Here is a 16705-nt window from a genome sequence, read left to right on the forward strand (position 1 = left end):
CGAGGAGGATTCGTGACCGGCGAGGAGATCGTGCTGGGGCCCCTGCCCAAGGGGATCACGCTCGCGGGCGAGGGCATGCGGAGCAAGGTGTGGAACGTGCTCGGGCACACCTACTCCATGAAGGCGTCGAGCGAGTCGAGCTTCGCCTTCGAGACCTACGACCCACCGGGCACCGGCGTGCCACCACACGTCCACCCCACCCAGGACGAGCACATCTACGTGCTGGACGGTGTGTTCACGCTGTACCTGGACGGCCAGTGGGAGACCGCCGGGCCCGGTGACACCGTGCGGATGCCGAAGGGCCTGCCGCACGCGTACTACAACCGCAGCGAGGCGCCCACCCGCGCGTTGTTCTGGGTGAGCCCGGCGGGACGGCTGGCGGAGCTGTTCGACCGGCTGCACGACCTCGACGACCTGGAGGAGGCTGTGCGCCGGTCGGCCGAGTGCGACGTGAACTTCCTGCCGCCCGGTTCGGTGGACGGTGCCTGAGGCCGCCATCGAGCGGCGTTCCATCGACCCGGTTCCCGAGGCCGAGCGGCACGGGCACCCCCGGAGCCTGTTCACGCTGTGGTTCGCGGCGAACATGCAGATCACCGCCGCGGTGACCGGGGCGCTGACGGTGCTGGTCGGCGTGCACCCGTTGTGGGCGCTGGTCGCTGTCGTGCTGGGCAACGCGCTGGGCGGCGTGCCGATGGCGTTGCACGCCGCCCAGGGGCCGCGGCTGGGCATCCCGCAGATGATCCAGTCGCGGGCGCAGTTCGGCGTCTACGGCGCCGTGCTGCCGTTGCTGCTGGTCGTCGTGATGTACCTGGGCTACTTTGCCAGCGGCAACGTGCTCGGCGGGCAGGCGGTCGCCCAGATCACCGGCCTGCCGACCGACGTGGCGATCGTGGGCTACGCCGCCGCGTCGGCGGCGATCGCGGTCGTCGGCTACCGGCTGATCCACCGGTTCGGCTGGGTGGCCTCGGCGTTGTCGGTGGTCGTGTTCGTGTACCTGAGCGTCCGGCTGGTCGGTGGCCACGACCTCGGCGCGGTGCTCGCCGAGCCGCGGCTGGACCTGCCCAAGTTCCTGCTGGCGTTGTCGCTGACCGCGTCCTGGCAGCTGACGTTCGGCCCGTACGTGGCCGACACCTCGCGGTACCTGCCTGCCACGACGTCGGTGCGGTCGACGTTCTGGTGGACCTACGGCGGTACCGTCCTCGGCGCGGCCTGGGCCATGTCGTTCGGCGCGCTCGCCTACGCCGTCGCGGGCAACGCGTTCAAGGGCCGCGAGGTGGCCTACATCGTCGGGCTCGGGGGAGAGGCGCTGGTCGTCCCGCTGCTGCTGGCGATCGCGCTGGGCAAGTTCACCGTCAACGTGCTCAACATCTACGGCGGCTACATGACGGTCGCCACCACGCTGACCGCCGTCAGCAGGAAGGTGGCGCTCTCGCAGGCGGCGCGGATCGGCTACATCGCGGCGGTCGGGGTGCTCGGTGGCGTGATCGCGGTGCTGGGCCGCGGTGAGTTTCTCGGCAACTTCGTGCTGTTCCTGCACTTCCTGCTGTACTTTCTCACCCCGTGGAGTTCGATCAACCTGGTCGACTTCTACCTGGTGCGCAAGGAACGTTACGACCTGGACGCCATCTACGACCCGGGCGGCCGCTACGGCCGCTGGGCGGCACCGGCGTTGCTCGCCTACGTCGCCGGCATGCTGGTCCAGGTGCCGTTCTCCAATGTGGACGGTGTGTACGTCGGCGTGCTGGTCGGGCTGCTGGGCGGGGCCGATCTGGCGTGGGTGCTCGGACTGGTCGTGCCCGGTGTGCTGTACGCCGTGCTGATGCGCCGGTCTAGGGAGCGGGATTGGTGACGAGGGGGTGCAGGGCGGCGTCGAAGGCGGCGTCGTCCGGGGGTGTCTCGTAGTCGCTGCTGCGGTCCGAGTCCGGGTTCACCATGATCCGCGGCGAGCAGCCGGGTTCCGGCATGGTCCCGTCGGCGGGGAAGGAGTGGACCGGGCGGCCGGTACGGGCCTCGTACACCTCGACCTGCCAGCGGCCCTGGGAGGACGACGTCGAGTAGCCGCCCGAGTAGGAACAGCTCTTCGAGCCGCTGTCGTTGGTCCCGACCAGGCGGGCGCATGCCACGAGCTGCAGTTCCGTGGCCGGCGGCCAGCGCTCGTCGCTCTCGGCGAAACCGGCCGTGTGCTCGGGGTAGGAGTCCTCGCTGTCGGTGCCGAGGAAGACGGCCACCGGGTGCGGCCCGGGGCCGGTGTATTCGGCGGCGCGGCCGAACGGCTCGCCGCCGAAGCACATCCGGCCGAAGTCCTTGATGTGGTGTGGTGGCCGTCCCGCCACCAGGTTCACCGTCTCGGGCAGAATGGCGAACCAGAGGGCGGCGGCCGCGGCGATGCCGGTGGTGGCGCGGAGTGCGACCCGTCCCTTGGACAGCGGCAGGAGCGGGCCGCCCTGGCGGACGGCGCGGAGCAGGTCGTCGTGCCTGCTCATCGAGGGGACAGGGAGGACCTGCCGTTCGCCGTCCTCGGTCCACACCAGTTCCTGGCGGGTGTTCGGCACCGTTCCCACAATCCGCAGGGACAGCCGGTCCCACGGAACGGGTGTCGGGCTGACGTCGAGCCCGGTCTGCCAGACCACCAGCCCGCCCTCGGCGACGGCGAGGTAGTGCCTGCCCTCCAGGCTGGCCACCGGGCCCCAGCGCAGCCAGAGCAGGCCGAGGCACAGCAGCGCGGCCCAGCCGACGATCGGCAGCCGCCAGTACGGCGTGTCCTCCAGCAGCAGCGGAAGCACCGAGATGGCGGCGGGCACGGAGGTCAGCGTCAGCAGCGTGATCACCGCGGCCAGGCTGCTGTACTGGTAGTGGATCCGGACGACCCTGCCGAAACCCGCCTGCTCCGCCGCCTCGGTGAGCAGCCGCCGTGGTCTGCTGGTCACTACTCATTCATACCTCACCGGCACCGGGACCCGTCCCGGTTGGCACACTCCTGCCGGACTCCGCGCCCCCTGGTGCCGGTGCCGTGAAGGTGCCCCCACGGCATGAGACGCCAGGGTCCGGCAAAGGTCCGGTGGCGGGCAGGCGAGGTGGCTGGTCTCGAGCGTGGAACTCGCGTGCCGGAACGTAAAACTCGCGTGCCGGAATGCAGAACTCGCGTGCGTGAGCGCAGAACTCACCATGTGGATCGGGTTCTCACGTGGTGCCGCCGGTCGCCCGCGCGACTGGGCCGTTCGTGCGAGTCCTCCGTTCCCGACCCGCGAGTCGACCGTTGCGGACCCGCGAGTTGCACGTTCCCGTCCGCCTGGTCCCACTGTCCGGCACGCCGGTTCCAGACGGCGAGACACCGGCCCTGGGTAAAGCTCGTGAAGGCCACCTTCATTACGTCTCATGTGGTGAAGGTGGCCTTCACGTGCTTGTGCCCGACGTGCGAGGGTCTCGTTCGTGGTGGCCGGTGGGACTGCTGAGCGCGTTGTGCCTGTTGTGCACGTTGTGCTCGCCGAGGCGGCGGGAGCCGGGCCGGGAAGCGCATGAAGGCCACCTTCATCAAGTCAGACGACAGGAACTCGGCCTTCACACCAACCCAGCTGACCGGCCACCACAACGGCACCGCCGGTCACACGAACGAGACCCCACACTCGCAGCCAACGGCACCATCCTGGCGAATCTCGCCACCAAGGTGCCCTTCGCAGCAGCGCTGCGGCCGCGGTCACCGGACTTTGCCGGGACCCTGACGTCTCATGTGATGAAGGGGGCCTTCACGTGCTGTGGCGCGCAGCCGGTTGCCGCCGCTGTCAGCCCTTCTTGGCGAACGAGATCCGGTGCAGGCGCCCGGGTACCTCGTCGGCCAGGTACAGCTCACCCTGGGCGTCGGTGCCGAACGCGGTCGCGTCGAGCGGGAACTGGCCGATCTGGCCGCTGGCGTAGGTGCCGTCGGCGTTCTTGCGCACCGCCCACGCCGTGCCGCGGCAGAAGTCGGTCGCCAGGTAGGTGCCCGCCGCGAGGCCGGCGAACTTCCTGCCGCGGTAGACGTAGCCGCCGATCACCGCACAGCCCTGCTCGCCGGAGATGTAGTGGAACACCGGGTCGGTGTACTTCGCGTCCGGGCTGCACCGGGTCTCGTCGTAGACCACCGGGCCCTCCTTGCACGACCAGCCGAAGTTGACCCCGCCCTGGTTGCCGCCGATGTGGTCGACCTCCTCGAAGCGGCCCTGCCCGACGTCGCCGATCCACAGCGACCTGTCCGCCCGGTCGAACGAGAACTGCCACGGGTTACGCAGGCCGTAGGACCAGATCTCCGGGCGGGCGCCCGGGGTGCGGACGAACGGGTTGTCGGCGGGGACGCAGTACGGCAGCGGGGCGCAGGCACGGCTGACGTCGATCCGCAGGATCTTGCCCAGCAGGGTGTCCAGCTTCTGCCCGGTGGCCAGCGGGTCGCCCGCGCCGCCGCCGTCACCGATGCCCCAGTACAGCTTGCCGTCCGGGCCGAACGCCAGCTGCCCGCCGTTGTGGTTGGGGTAGCGCGAATGCTCCTGGGAGAGCAGTTCCTGCACCTGGTTGGAGCCGAACCTGGTCCGCCCCAGCGTCACGGCGTTGTCGGACTTGCGGGTGTAGGCGACGTAGACCTGCCTGTCCGTGGCGATGGCGAGACCGAGCAGGCCGCGTTCGACGTCGGCCGCGTTCACCTTGTCGCTGATGTCGAGCAGGGGCTCGGCGGCCAGGCCGGTCCGCGGGTGGTAGGCACGGACGACGCCGCGCTTCTCGGTGACCGCGATGCGGCCGCTGCCGTCGTTGAGCGCGGTGATCGCGGTCGGGTTGCGCAGGCCGGTGGCGACCTCGGTGGCCGTAGCGGTCAGCTGGTCCAGCGGTACGCCCGCACGGGTCTCCGTCCCGCTCGCCGCGGGCATCGCGGTGCCGAGCAACGTGAGCACGGCCAGCGAGGCGACCACGGGCAGGTGTCGTCGCGACATGTGAGCTCCAAACGCCGTTGAATGGTCTAATCCAATTCAACCAAGCGCCGGGCGCGCCGCGGTACCTCCATAAGTGAGTTCGTCCGGTTTCACCGGCGGCGGCGCCTGCGGGTGATCAGCCAGGTGCCGCCGATGACCAGCAGCGCGAACAGCAGCAGGCCGGTGCCGAACGTAGCGATGATCAGCACCCGGTCACCGACCGACAATGTCCCGGCCAGCGTGACCTGCAGCGAGCCGACGGCGAAGGCGATGGCCGCGGTGAAGACCGTGACCAGCTCGATCGCCCGCACCGTCGACGTCTGCAGGGTGCGGCGCAGGTCGTCGGTGCTCTCCTGCTGACGGGTCCACTGCCGTTTCTGCTCGGCGGTCCAGGTGGCCAGCTGCTGTCCCTGCTGGATGGTGGCCCGTTCGACGAGGAACTGTTGCTGGAACTCGTTGTGGCTGCTGCGGGAACCGATGGCGGGCAGCAGCCGCAGCGCCGTGTCGATGCTGTCCAGCGCGGCGTCGAAGTCCTGGCACATCCGCTGCCCGGCAGCCAGCCGGAACCGGAAGATGGCGGATGTGGGATGCGCCGCGACGGCCTGCTCGGCGCGGGACCGCAGCAGCTCGGGCTGCCCGTCGAACGGCGGACAGGCCGCGAGCGCGTGGAGGCAGAGGTCGATGACCGCGTAGCCGCGGCCGGGGGAGTCCCAGGCGCGGTCGAGCAACGTGCGGGCGTGCTCGGCCCGCACCACCCGGCTGCCGAACGCGGCGAACGCCTCCAGCGCCACGAACAGCGGATCCTCCCGATGCTGGTCGCACGCCAGAGCCAGCGGCGACGAGTCGAGGAACGTGCGCAGGTCGTCGAAGACGAAGTTCGCCCGGAGCTTGCCCGCGTGGTAGAGCGTGGCGAAGTAGGCGATACCGGCGTCGCCGCGGTGCTCGCTCAGGATCGCCGCGACGGCCTCGGTCAGCTCACCGGCGGACTCCACGCTGTCCCTGGTGACGAACGCGTACCCGAGCGCCCACTTCTGTTCGACCGCGTCGTGGTGGCCGGGATCGACGTGGCGGGTCATCCACTGGCGGCAGCGGACGGCGGTGTCGACGGTCGGGCGGTCCAGGAAACGTAGCCGCCAGTAGCGGTCGGCGCAGATCAGGAACGGGTCGGTGGCGAAGTCGGCCGACTCCACCCGGAACGGCGGCTCGACGCCGGCGGCGATCAGATCCTTGGCCGCGGTCTCGCAGATCCGGTCCAGCTCCCGCGAACCCGTGGCGGCGGCGTGCCGCAGGGTCTCGGTCAGTGCGCGCTCGTCCATGAGTCCCCTCAAGCCATGGGTGTGCTGTCCCACTACCTACCACAGTCGGGCGGTCACGGGTGGTAGACACTACGGCCGTGCGGGTTGACGTGGTGACCGCGGTACACGCGGACTATGCCTCCTTCCTGCCGGACGCCTACCGCTCCCTGCGGGACCAGACCCACCCGGACTGGCGGTGGTTCGTGCAGTTCGACGGCTGGGACGACGCGGGGGTGACGGCGGCACTGGCCGTGACCGGCGCCCTGTCCGACGACCGGGTCTCGTTCGCGGGCAACGGCGAGAGCGCCGGGCCGGCCGTGACCCGCAACATCGCCCTCGCCCGCACCGGCGCGCCGTACGTGCAGAACCTCGACGCCGACGACGAACTGGAGCCGGCGGCGCTGACGACCCTGCTCGCCGCGCTGCGTGCCGCGCCGTCGGCAGGGTTCGCCGCGGGCCACGCCCGGGACCTGCTGCCCGGCGGCAGCCTGCGGGACCACCCGCTGCCGGTGAGCCCGGGGCCGCTGCCGAGGGGCAAGCTGGCCGAGGAATGGTTGCGTGACCCCACGCGGCCCCCGCCCATTCACCCCGCCGGGGTGCTGTGGCATCGCGAGCTGGTCGTCGAACTGGGCGGCTGGACGGCGTTGCACGGCATGGAGGACACCGGCCTGCTCATGGCCGCGTCCGCCGTGGCCGACGGCGTGCTGGCCGACGCGGCGACCCTGCGCTACCGCAAGCATCCCCGCCAGCTGTCGCGGCGGAGGGAAACCTCGAAATTCGCCGGGGGGGGGGCGCATCGGACGCTGGTCCGGCAGCGCGTCGAGCTGCTGTCCCGCGGTCCGGCGTGGAACCATCGGTGAGATGCGGATCCTCACGCTGAACCTGTGGGCCCGGTACGGCGACTGGACGGCACGCCGGGTGGTCCTGGCCGAGCGGCTGCGTGAGCTGGCACCCGACGTGGTGGCGTTCCAGGAGTCGGTCCGGACCGGCGGCTACGACCAGGTGGCCGATCTGCTCGGTGACGACTACACGGTCGTGCACCAGGAGGATCCCGACGCGGACGGCAGGGGATCGGCGATCGCCAGCAGGCTGCCCATCGGGCAGGTACGCCAGTTCCGCATGCCCGCGACACAGCGGGTCGACCTCGCCGAGTTCGCGGCCTGGGTGGGCATGGTCGAGGTGCTGGGGCCGTCGCCGATCTGGTTCGTCAATCACAAGCCGTCGTACCGCCTGGCACACGAGCACGAACGGGAGCTGCAGGCGGTGTTCGCCGCGCGGCTGATCGAGCGGACGGTGGCCGACCGGGACCTGCCGGTGGTGGTGGCCGGCGACTTCGACGCCACCCCGGACGCGGCCAGCATGCGGTTCTGGCGCGGCCTGCAGTCACTGTGCGGCACCAGCGTGCGCTACCGCGACGTGTGGGAGTGGCTGCATCCCGGCGAGCCGGGGCACACCTACAGCGCGGTGAACCCGCTCGTCGTGGGCGACGGCGGCCGCAGGCTGGACTACCTGCTCGTGCGGGAGACCGACGCCGGACCCGGGCTGCTGCCGTCGGACTGCCGGCTCGTGTTCGACGTGCCGCGTGGCAGGGTGTGGGCCAGCGACCACTTCGGCGTCACCGCGGACCTGCGCTCACAGGAACTCGTCGAGTAGCCGGTACCAGTACAGCCGGGCGGGGTCCGGCCGGTCGATCAGGCCGTAGGCGGCGAGAAACGAGCCGGCCTGGTCGCCGGTGAGGCCACGGCAGGCCAGCGCGATGTCCCGGTGGCGGTCGGCGACACCCAGCCGGGACACGTCGGTGAGCAGCGCCGAGCCGTCGGGACGCAGCAGGACGTTCTCGGCGGTGAAGTCGCCGTGGCTGACCACCAGGTCCTCGTCGGCGGGACACAACGCGACCAGCCGGTCCAGCAGCTCACCGGGGGTGGAACCGGCGTGGTCGTCGTCGAAGTCGTCCGCGTCGACGAGCCCGGCGGCGACGTTGTGCCTGGCCTGGCCGACGGTCACCGGTGTCCGGGCGTCGAACGGGCACCGCGCCACCGGGAGCAGGTGCAGGCGGCGCAGGATCGCGCCCATCGCCGCGCCGGGGTCGGCAGGCGGCTCGGTGGCCACGGATACGGCACGCGCGTCGGCGAGGACGAGCCAGTCGCCGGTGAACGCCGCGATCTCGGGCACCGGCACCCGGCCGGTGAGCCAGCGCAGCCGGTCGTGCTCGCGAGCGGCGTCCTCGCCGTGCTTGACGAAGAAGGTGCCGGCGGCGCCGGTGGTCTTCCAGACGCCGCCGCTTTGTCCCTCGTGATCCGCCGACCACTCGGCGCCGTCACCGACGACGGCGGTGACGGCGGGTGGGACCGGCACGGTCTACGTCCGGGCTCGGCGCTTGCGGCCGGTGACCTTGTTGTAGATCACCAGCACGATGATCGCGCCGATGACCGACCCGATCCAGCCCGCGGGCTGGAAGCCACGCAGGCCCACGGTCAGCAGCCCGAACAGGAAACCGCCCACCACCGAGCCGACGATGCCGATCACGATGGTCATCAGCAGGCCGATGTCGTCCTTGCCGGGAACCAGGGCCCGTGCGATGAAACCGGCGATGAGGCCGAACCCGATCCAGCCCACGATCGTCCAGAACATGTGTCACCCCGTAGTTGTGAGATCCTCCACCGTCACGCTACTGGAGATCCACAACGGCGGCACGTCACGACGCGGCGATCAGGGCCTGCGGTGCCGCCTGCTTGATCCGGGTGAGCAACCAGCCCAGCTGCCTGCTCGTCTCCTTCTCGCAGGAGTCGACGATCTCCAGCAGCTCGTGGTCGGCCAGCCCCTGCGCTGCCTGGCCGACCACCGTCCAGGTGATGTCGGCCAGCGACGCCAGCGTGTAGAGGTCCTGCAGGTCCCGCAGCAGGCCGACGGCACCGCCGCGGACGTCGTCCATCCCGGCCGCGTGCAGCCGCTCCGGCTCGTCCTCCCGCTGCTCGCCGTAGCGCCGCACCACCGGCTCCAGCGCCTCGGCCTGTCGCTCGGTGCGGCCGGCGAGCAGGTGGCACAGCTGCTGCACGTCCGGCTCCTCGGCGTGGCCGTCACCGACCCGGCGAAACGCGTCGGCGAGCGTGCCCAGCGAGGTGTGCAGCAAGCCGACGTAGGTGGCCAGGTGCATGGGCCGTCTCCCTTCAGGAAACCTTGGTGACGCGCACGGCGGACAGCTTGAACAGCGGCTGCTTCGACACCGGGTCCCACTCGGTGACCGTCAGCTCGTTGGCCGCGCGGCCATGGTCGGCCTCGACGTCCCAGGTGCCGTAGTGGAACGGCAGGAACACCACCCCGGGCCGGGTGGTGCCGATCCGCGCGGGAACCTCCACCGCGCCCCTCGGCGACTCGACCCGCACCAGGTCGCCCTCTGCCACGCCCAGCTCGTCGGCGTCCTGTGTGGACAGTTCGACCCACGGCCGTGGCGCGGCGTCGTGGAGCCGGCGGGAGCGGCCGGTCTTGGTCCGGGTGTGGAAATGGTGGACGGTACGGCCGGTGGTGGCACGCAGCGGATAGTCCGCGTCCGGCTGCTCGGGCCCCGGAACGTACTCGGCCGCCTTCAGGAACGCCCGCCCGTCCGGCCGCTGCGCCTGATACTTCTCCGGCGGGGTCGCCGCGCCGGTGAGCAGGTCGTGGCCGAAGTCCTCGCAGAAGCCGGGATCGGTGGGGAACACGCCGTCGGTGTAGAGCCGGTCGACGCCGTCCGGCTCCTTGTCCGTGCACGGCCAGGGAATGCCGCTGCCGCCACGCAACCGGTCGTAGGACAGTCCACTGTAGTCACACGGGCGGCCCCGGCTGCACTCCCGCCACGCGGCGAACGCGCCTTCCGGGCCGGACCAGCCGACCAGCGGTGCGCCGTCGCGGTCGCGGAAGTCCATGCGGCGGGCGTAGTCCAGGAAGATGTCCAGGTCGCTGCGGGCGTCACCGGGTGGTTCGACGGCCTTCTCCGACAGGTGCACGGTACGGCTGGCGTTGGTGAACGTGCCCTGCTTCTCGCCCCACAACGCCGCGGGCAGCACGACGTCGGCCAGTTCGGTGGTCTCGGTGCGGAAGCCGTCCTGGACCACGACGAACAGGTCCTCGGCACGCAGGATGTCGCGGATGCGGGGCAGCTGCGGCAGCGACACCGCCGGGTTGGTGCCGGAGATCCAGAGCAGCCGGATCGAGCCCTGCTCGGCGTAGCGCCAGATCTGCATGGCGTGCGTGGGCGGGGACCAGTGCGGGATGGTGAGCGGGTCGACGTTCCACAGCCTGGCCAGCTCGTGGACGTGGTCGGTGTTGTTCCAGTTGCGGAATCCGGGCAGGTCGCCGTCGGCGCCGCACTCGCGGGTGTTCTCCGCGGTGGGCTGCCCGTTCATCTGCAGGACACCACAACCGGGCCTGCCGAGCATGCCGCGCAGCAGGTGCAGGTTGTTGACCTGGCAGGACGCCGCCGTCGCCTGGTGGGACTGGTAGAACCCCTGCAGCACGGTGGACAGCACCCGGGGCGAGGTGCCGAAGATCTCCGCCGCGCGGCGCAGGTCGGCAGCGGGTACGCCGCAGATCTCGGCGGTGCGTTCCGGGGTGTAGGGCGCGACCGTCGCGGTCAGCTCGTCGAGCCCGACGGTGTGCACGGAGACGTAGTCGCGGTCGGTCCAGCCACGCTCCAGCAGCTCCCGCACCAGGCAGTTCATCAGCGCGAGGTTGGTGCCGGGCAGCGGGGCGAGGTGCACGCCGCCGGAGTCGGCGGCGGCCCGCGCGACGGCCGTGCGGCGCGGGTCGACGGCCACCAGCACCGGAGGGTCCGGGCCGTCGAGGCGGTCGAGCACCCGGGACCACAGCACCGTCTGCGTCTCGGCCATGTTGTGCCCGAACAGGAACAGCGCGTCGCAGTGCTCGATGTCGTTGTAGCTGCCCGGCTGGCCGTCGGCACCGAACGACTCCTTCAGTGCCGCCGCGGCGGTCGCGGTGCACAGCCGGGTGTTGCCGTCCATGTGCGGCGTGCCCAGCCCGGCCTTCCCGATCACCGCCAGCGTGTAGTACTCCTCGAGGAACAGCTGGCCGCTGGTGTAGAACCCGTGCGACAGCGCGCCGACCTCGTCGAGCAGCTCCCTGGACCGGCGCACGATGCGGTTCATGGCCTCGTCCCAGGTGGACTCGGCGAGCCGCCCGCCGTCGCGCACGAGCGGGCGGGTCAGGCGGTCGCGGTCCTGCCACTGCCACGACCCGTAGAGTCCCTTGGGGCCCAGCCTGCCGTGGTTCACGCGGTCCCCGGCCCGGCCGCGTATCCCGACCATCCGGCCGTCCCTGACGGCGATGTCGCAGGCGCAGCCGTTGCTGCACAGCACGCAGGCCGAGCGTACCCAGCGCTCGACGTCGGACTCGGCGAGACCGTCGGCCAGGTGCAGGTCCACCCTGGCCGGCCACGGCGTGCCCCGGCCGTGCGGGGTGCGGGCGCCCCAGATGTCGGTTGTCCGGTCGGTCGTCACCTGGCAGCCCTACCCACTCGGATGCCAGCGCAAACAGCGCCCGTGCTGGTACAACTCGGACATGGGCGACCAACCGACCGCGGCCGAGCTGGCCGACGACCTGCTCGACGCGCTGGCCACGGAGGCGCCGATCGTGGCGACCCTGGACAGCATCCCCGGGCACGACCACGAGCTACGCGACGTCTCCGAGGAGGGCGACGCCCGGTTGCGGGAGCGGGCGGCCCGGATCGCCGGGCAGGCCGCCGAATCGGCCGATCCGGACCGGATCACGCTGAGCGTCGTGACGCACCACGCCGAGGGGCTGCTGGCCCGGCTGGACGCGCGGCTCACCGAGTTCGTGGTAGCCGACCCGATGGAGGCCGAGGGCGCCCAGGTGCTGGCGTGGCTGCCGCAGCAGACCCCGGTGGGCGAGCGGGCGGAGGAGGACTTCCTGGCCAGGCTGGCCGCGGTGCCCGGCTTCTTCGCGGCGCTGGCCGCCCGGCAGCGGGCCGGTGCCGGGGCGGGCAGGACGCCGGTGGACCGCATGATCCGCAACGCCGTCGGCCACGTCGACCGGTTCCTGGCCACCGAACCCAGCCCACTGCTGACCCCGCCGCTGACCGGCGAACGGCCGGAACGCCGGGAACGGCTGGTGTCCGGCGTGGTGCGTCCCGCGCTGGTGGCCTACCGCGACGCGCTGACCGACCTCGCCGGGCGGGGCCGTCCGGACGAGCGCCCGGGACTGTGCTGGCTGGACGGCGGTGAGCAGGCCTACGCGCGGCTGGTCCGCATGCACACCACCACCGACCGTACCCCGGAGGAGCTGCACCGCACCGGACTGGAGATCGGCAGGGCACTGGACGAGGAGTACCGCGCACTCGGCGGCGCGGAGCCCGCCGCGGTACGGCACCGGCTGCGGACCGATCCGGCACTGCGGTGGCGGGACGGCGAGGAGATGCTCGCCGTGGCCAAGGCGGCGGTGGAGCGGGCGACCGCGGCCGCTCCCGCCTGGTTCCGCCGCGTGCCCGCGGCCGAGTGCGTGGTGCGGCCGGTGCCGGAAGCCGACGCGCCGCTCGCCTCGCCCGCGTACTACACGACCCCGGCGCCGGACGGCAGCAGGCCGGGGATCTACTTCACCAACACCCACCGGGTGAGCGACCGGTTCCGGTTCATCGCCGAGACCGTCGCCTTCCACGAAGCCGTGCCCGGCCACCACTTCCAGATCAGCCTCGCGCACGAGCTGCGCGGCCTGCCCCGGCTGCGGACGCAGGTGTCGCTGTCGGCCTACGACGAGGGCTGGGGCCTGTACACCGAGCGGCTGGCCGACGAGATGGGCCTGTACTCCGACGACCTGATGCGGCTGGGCATGGTCGCCGAGGACTCGGTGCGCGCGGCGCGGCTCGTCGTCGACACCGGGCTGCACGCGCTGGGCTGGTCGCGGCAGCAGTGCGTGGACTACCTCAGCGAGCACTGCGTGCTCAGCGACGTCGAGGTGCAGTCGGAAACCGACCGCTACATCGAGTGCCCCGGGCAGGCGTTGTCGTACATGACCGGCAGGCTGGAGATCCAGCGCCTGCGGGCACTGGCCGAGCAGCAGCTCGGTGACGCGTTCGACGTGCGCGACTTCCACGACGTCGTGCTCGGCAGCGGCCTGGTGCCGCTGCCGGTCCTCGGTGACCTGGTGGCCGACTGGATCGCCGGGCGCGAGTGAGCCGGCTGAAAGCATTCTGACAGCGGTCGTGGGGCAGGGTGACGCGGACATGTGACAGCCGCTGGACAGGAGAACGCCGGGATGCACCAATCACCACGCGGTCCGTGGCCACCCGGCAACTGGCCCCATGGTGCGTACGCCGGTGGTGTGCCGCGGCGCCGGGGGAACACGGCGGTGATCGTCGCGGTCGTCGGCGCCGGGCTCGTGTTTCTGCTGGGCACGCTCGCCGTACTCGGCTTCGTCGCCCCCGGCTTCTTCCTCTCCGACGATCGGCGGGTGCGGGCGGCCGGGCCTGACCGCGCGGCCGCGACCCCGGTCCTGACGACGTTCCTGGACACGATCGGTGGCGGTCACGTTCAGGCCGCCACCGCCCAGCTGTGCAGCTCGGCCCAGCAGGGCACCCCCGCGGACGCGGTCGGCGAGGCTGTCCAGTCCGGCGCGCGACTGCGGCTGGACGGACCGCCGGACGAGCCGACCACGGAGGACCGCTACGTGATCGGCTATCTGACCGGCACCAGCACCCGCGGTACGGCGAACGGCCGCATACAGGCCACGTTCACCGAAGGTCGCTGGTGCGTCTCACACTTCTCCTGGTACTGATAGCCAGGCGGTCGAGGATCAGGGCGATCTCGTCGCCGGTGAGCGACACCAGTTCCAGGACCAGCTCGCCGGGGCCGCCGGTCATCACGAACACCGGCGGGTCTCCCGCGGCCAGCTCCTCGGCGACCCGAGGGGCGTCGTCGAGTGTCAGAACGGCTCGGGTCACCGGGGCGCCTGCCGGGTCGGGCCAGGGCCGCGCCGTGATCCCGGGCAGCGCGGACGCGTCGCGCACGAACCGCTCGGCCTTGGCGGCCTCGGCGGCGACCCAGTCCTCGCCGCGCCACGCCTCCAGCGCGGCGAGCACTCCGGCCAGTGACTCCTTCGTCGGCTTCATCCCCCGGCCGATGCCACGGTCCTGGTCGCGGACGGCCCGGACGAACTCCCGCGTCCCCAGCACCAGCCCGGCGGTCGGGGACGCGAGGTACTTCTGGCCGCTGATCAGCACCGCGTCGGCGCCCAGCGCGGTCAGCTCCCTGGCGCGGGGGAACTGGGCCGCGGCGTCGACGACGGCAGGCACGCCCCGCGCGTGTGCCGCCCGTACGGCTCCGGCCAGGTCGACCGGCTCGCCGGGACGCACCAGCCGCGACGACACCAGCAGCAGGCAGGCGACGCCGGGCGCGGCCAGCGCGGCGTCCAGGTCGGCGAGGTCGCAGCGCTGCTCGGTTCCGGCGAGGACCACGCGGGCACCGGCCAGGCGGATGGCCTGGAGGTTGCTCTGCCCGTAGTCGACGGCGTGCCCGGCCGGGACGACGACCGTGTGCGGCATCCCGGTGACGTCCGGCAGCGCGGCGATCCGGGCGGGGTCGCTGCCTGCCATGGCGGCGGCCACCGCGACGGTGGTCGCCGCCGAGGTGCAGTGCACCACGGCACCGGCGTCCGCCCCGGTCGCCGCCGCCAGCGCTTCGCCCGCCCGGTCGGCGAGCTGGTCGATGACGAAGAACTCCTGGAGGGCGTCGGCGACGGCCGCGGCGACCGGCGCGGGGGTGCGCGACACCCCAAGCGGCGTATAGGTGCCGTGCGCGTTGACGACCCTGGACACTCCCCACCGCTCGTGCACACCCATGGCCCCGACCCTAGCCGGGAAACCGACCACCACGGCACCACCGCCACGAACGGCACCTTGGTAGCGCAACACGCAACCAAGGTGCCCTTGGTAGCACTGCCGGGAACCCCGACCGCCCGGACTTTGCCGGGGCCTGGCGTCTCATGCCGTGAAGGCCGAGTTTCGGTCGTCTCGTGTGATGAAGGTGGCCTTCACGAACCCCCGCCCCGGGGGCGCGGCCTCATCAGTCACACCCGGCCCAACAAACCCAGCCGTCACCACGAAAGAGACCCTGCAAACTCCCCCAATGTGGCATTGGGGAACTTCAAGTTCCCCAATGCCACATTGGGGGCACAGCACCCCGGCCTTGCCGGGGGCCCTGGCATCAGACGCCGTGACGGCACACCGTCTCACGTGGTGACGGTGGCGTTCACGGGCCTCGGCCGGGACGGCACGACCGTGGTGATCACCGCGTGTACCAGCCACTCCAGCGGCCCGCGCCGCAGCCACCGGCGCCACAGCACCGACGTCACCAGCGTCACCGTGACCACGGCCAGCAGGTAGACGGCCGAGTAGGACTCCGGCTTGCCGGTGAGGCTCTGGTACACGATGTGCCCGGCGTACCAGGTCATGGTCATCCCGCCCGCCGCGGCCAGCGGCCACAGCGCCGTCCGCCAGCCCGGCCGCTCCGCCAGGTTCAGCAGCACGCCGAGCAGGAGCAACGCGACGCCGATCATGAACGTCACGCCCACCGCGCTGGTGGCGTACAGCGACCGCGGCCCGGGCATGGCGAGCAGGGCCTGCCACGGCATGGCCGGGGGCTGCGCGGCGTCGATCGTCTCGGCGGCTCCGAGCGGGTACAGCGCCACCCAGGACACCAGGCACGCCGCGACGGCGATCCCGGCACCGGTGACCGCCATCCGCAGCCGCACGGCCCGGTCGTACAGGTCCAGCCTGCCGATCGCCAGCCCGGCGAGGACGAGCGGCACACCGTAGACGGTCTGGAACCCGCCGCCGGCGAAGACCAGGCTGAACACGTACTCGCCCCACTGCGCCGGATGGGTCAGCACCGCCAGTCCCTCCGGGAGGTCGGCCATCATCCACTCCGGACGGTCGGTGAACACCCAGATCGGGTACAGCGTGGCGAGCGGCACGGACACCGCGGACAGGGCGAACAACGTCCGTGGCCGCAGCCGGGTGAACGGCAGCAGGAACACCAGCAGCACCGCGTAGAACTCCAGCACCGACGGGCCGAACTCGCCGATGCACAGGCTGATCAGCAGCAGCACGACGGCACGCACGGCGACCCGCAGGCAGGCCGTGCCCCACCGCCGTCCCTGGTACGGCCGGGAGCCGCCGGTCATCAGCGCCACCGACACCCCGGCGAGCAGGACGAACAGGCTCATCGCCCGTGAGGACGTCTCGGCGTCCAGCCAGCGCAGGAACGCGGGCGTCTCACCGCGTGGCCCGGCGTGGAGCCAGCCGGTCATGCTGAAGTGCATGACGAACACGCCGATGATCGCCAGCGCGCGTACGACGTCGACGCCGAGCAGCCTGCCCCGCGGCACCCGGTGCCCGACGCTGTCCGATGTGGACTTTTCGATGTCCGATGTGGTCATGCGGACAGAGTTCCCGGCCGGGGTCCGGGTGAC

Annotated in this window: 15 protein-coding genes; 6 read left to right on the top strand and 9 right to left on the bottom strand. The window is 71.7% G+C overall.

Going from position 1 to position 16705, the window contains the following annotated elements; genetic code table 11:
* The first annotated feature begins 12 nt into the window (after positions 1–12).
* A complete protein-coding gene (locus EWH70_RS01440) occupies positions 13–489 on the top strand; it encodes a cupin domain-containing protein (RefSeq protein WP_205669000.1) in 477 nt (158 codons plus the stop codon).
* Positions 482–1849: a purine-cytosine permease family protein gene (locus tag EWH70_RS01445; RefSeq protein WP_130473345.1), complete on the top strand. Its 1368-nt coding sequence runs from the start codon at positions 482–484 to the stop codon at positions 1847–1849. The genes EWH70_RS01440 and EWH70_RS01445 overlap by 8 nt, the downstream gene beginning before the upstream one ends.
* Here the strand turns inward: EWH70_RS01445 and EWH70_RS01450 are convergent.
* The 3 genes from EWH70_RS01450 to EWH70_RS01460 all read right to left on the bottom strand — a co-directional run bounded on the left by EWH70_RS01450 (position 1830) and on the right by EWH70_RS01460 (position 6250).
* Positions 1830–2927, bottom strand: coding sequence for a hypothetical protein (locus EWH70_RS01450; protein ID WP_130473346.1), 1098 nt, complete (start codon positions 2925–2927; stop codon positions 1830–1832). The two genes, EWH70_RS01445 and EWH70_RS01450, sit on opposite strands and share 20 nt — an antisense overlap.
* Before the next feature lie 852 nt (positions 2928–3779).
* A complete protein-coding gene (locus EWH70_RS01455; RefSeq protein ID WP_130473347.1) occupies positions 3780–4955 on the bottom strand; it encodes a PQQ-dependent sugar dehydrogenase in 1176 nt (391 codons plus the stop codon).
* Positions 4956–5044: 89 nt separating this feature from the next.
* Positions 5045–6250 carry a hypothetical protein gene (locus EWH70_RS01460; protein WP_130473348.1) on the bottom strand — a complete coding sequence of 402 codons (1206 nt, stop codon included), beginning with the start codon at positions 6248–6250 and terminating at the stop codon, positions 5045–5047.
* 77 nt (positions 6251–6327) lie between these two features.
* Between EWH70_RS01460 and EWH70_RS01465 the strand changes: the two genes are divergently transcribed.
* Together EWH70_RS01465 and EWH70_RS01470 are read left to right on the top strand one after the other, a co-directional pair.
* Positions 6328–7089: a glycosyltransferase family A protein gene (locus EWH70_RS01465; protein WP_130473349.1), complete on the top strand. Its 762-nt coding sequence runs from the start codon at positions 6328–6330 to the stop codon at positions 7087–7089.
* Between the two features lies 1 nt (position 7090).
* Positions 7091–7882, top strand: a complete 792-nt coding sequence (locus EWH70_RS01470) for an endonuclease/exonuclease/phosphatase family protein (protein WP_130473350.1) — start codon at positions 7091–7093, stop codon at positions 7880–7882.
* On the opposite strand, the gene EWH70_RS01475 is transcribed toward EWH70_RS01470, so the two are convergent.
* The 4 genes from EWH70_RS01475 to EWH70_RS01490 all read right to left on the bottom strand — a co-directional run bounded on the left by EWH70_RS01475 (position 7862) and on the right by EWH70_RS01490 (position 11721).
* Positions 7862–8584: an aminoglycoside 3'-phosphotransferase gene (locus EWH70_RS01475; RefSeq protein ID WP_130473351.1), complete on the bottom strand. Its 723-nt coding sequence runs from the start codon at positions 8582–8584 to the stop codon at positions 7862–7864. The two genes, EWH70_RS01470 and EWH70_RS01475, sit on opposite strands and share 21 nt — an antisense overlap.
* Positions 8585–8587: 3 nt before the next feature.
* Positions 8588–8860 (bottom strand): GlsB/YeaQ/YmgE family stress response membrane protein, encoded by a 273-nt coding sequence (locus EWH70_RS01480; protein ID WP_130473352.1) that lies wholly within the window; start codon positions 8858–8860, stop codon positions 8588–8590.
* A 64-nt stretch (positions 8861–8924) separates the two neighbouring features.
* Positions 8925–9383, bottom strand: coding sequence for a hypothetical protein (locus EWH70_RS01485; RefSeq protein WP_130473353.1), 459 nt, complete (start codon positions 9381–9383; stop codon positions 8925–8927).
* Positions 9384–9396: 13 nt separating this feature from the next.
* Entirely contained in the window at positions 9397–11721 is a 2325-nt protein-coding gene (locus tag EWH70_RS01490; protein WP_130473354.1) for a molybdopterin oxidoreductase family protein, read from the bottom strand.
* A gap of 61 nt (positions 11722–11782) precedes the next feature.
* Here EWH70_RS01490 and EWH70_RS01495 point away from each other — a divergent pair, with 61 nt between their 5' ends.
* Positions 11783–13411: a DUF885 domain-containing protein gene (locus EWH70_RS01495; RefSeq protein WP_130473355.1), complete on the top strand. Its 1629-nt coding sequence runs from the start codon at positions 11783–11785 to the stop codon at positions 13409–13411.
* 147 nt (positions 13412–13558) lie between these two features.
* Positions 13559–14011 (top strand): hypothetical protein, encoded by a 453-nt coding sequence (locus EWH70_RS01500; RefSeq protein ID WP_130473356.1) that lies wholly within the window; start codon positions 13559–13561, stop codon positions 14009–14011.
* On the opposite strand, the gene EWH70_RS01505 is transcribed toward EWH70_RS01500, so the two are convergent.
* Together EWH70_RS01505 and EWH70_RS01510 are read right to left on the bottom strand one after the other, a co-directional pair.
* Positions 13968–15074 (bottom strand): beta-eliminating lyase-related protein, encoded by a 1107-nt coding sequence (locus EWH70_RS01505; RefSeq protein ID WP_130473357.1) that lies wholly within the window; start codon positions 15072–15074, stop codon positions 13968–13970. The two genes, EWH70_RS01500 and EWH70_RS01505, sit on opposite strands and share 44 nt — an antisense overlap.
* 389 nt (positions 15075–15463) lie before the next feature.
* Entirely contained in the window at positions 15464–16672 is a 1209-nt protein-coding gene (locus EWH70_RS01510) for a DUF418 domain-containing protein (protein WP_130473358.1), read from the bottom strand.
* Positions 16673–16705 lie beyond the last annotated feature (33 nt).

Source organism: Amycolatopsis suaedae, assembly GCF_004214935.1.
In the GTDB taxonomy this organism is placed as follows: Bacteria; Actinomycetota; Actinomycetes; order Mycobacteriales; family Pseudonocardiaceae; genus Amycolatopsis; species Amycolatopsis suaedae.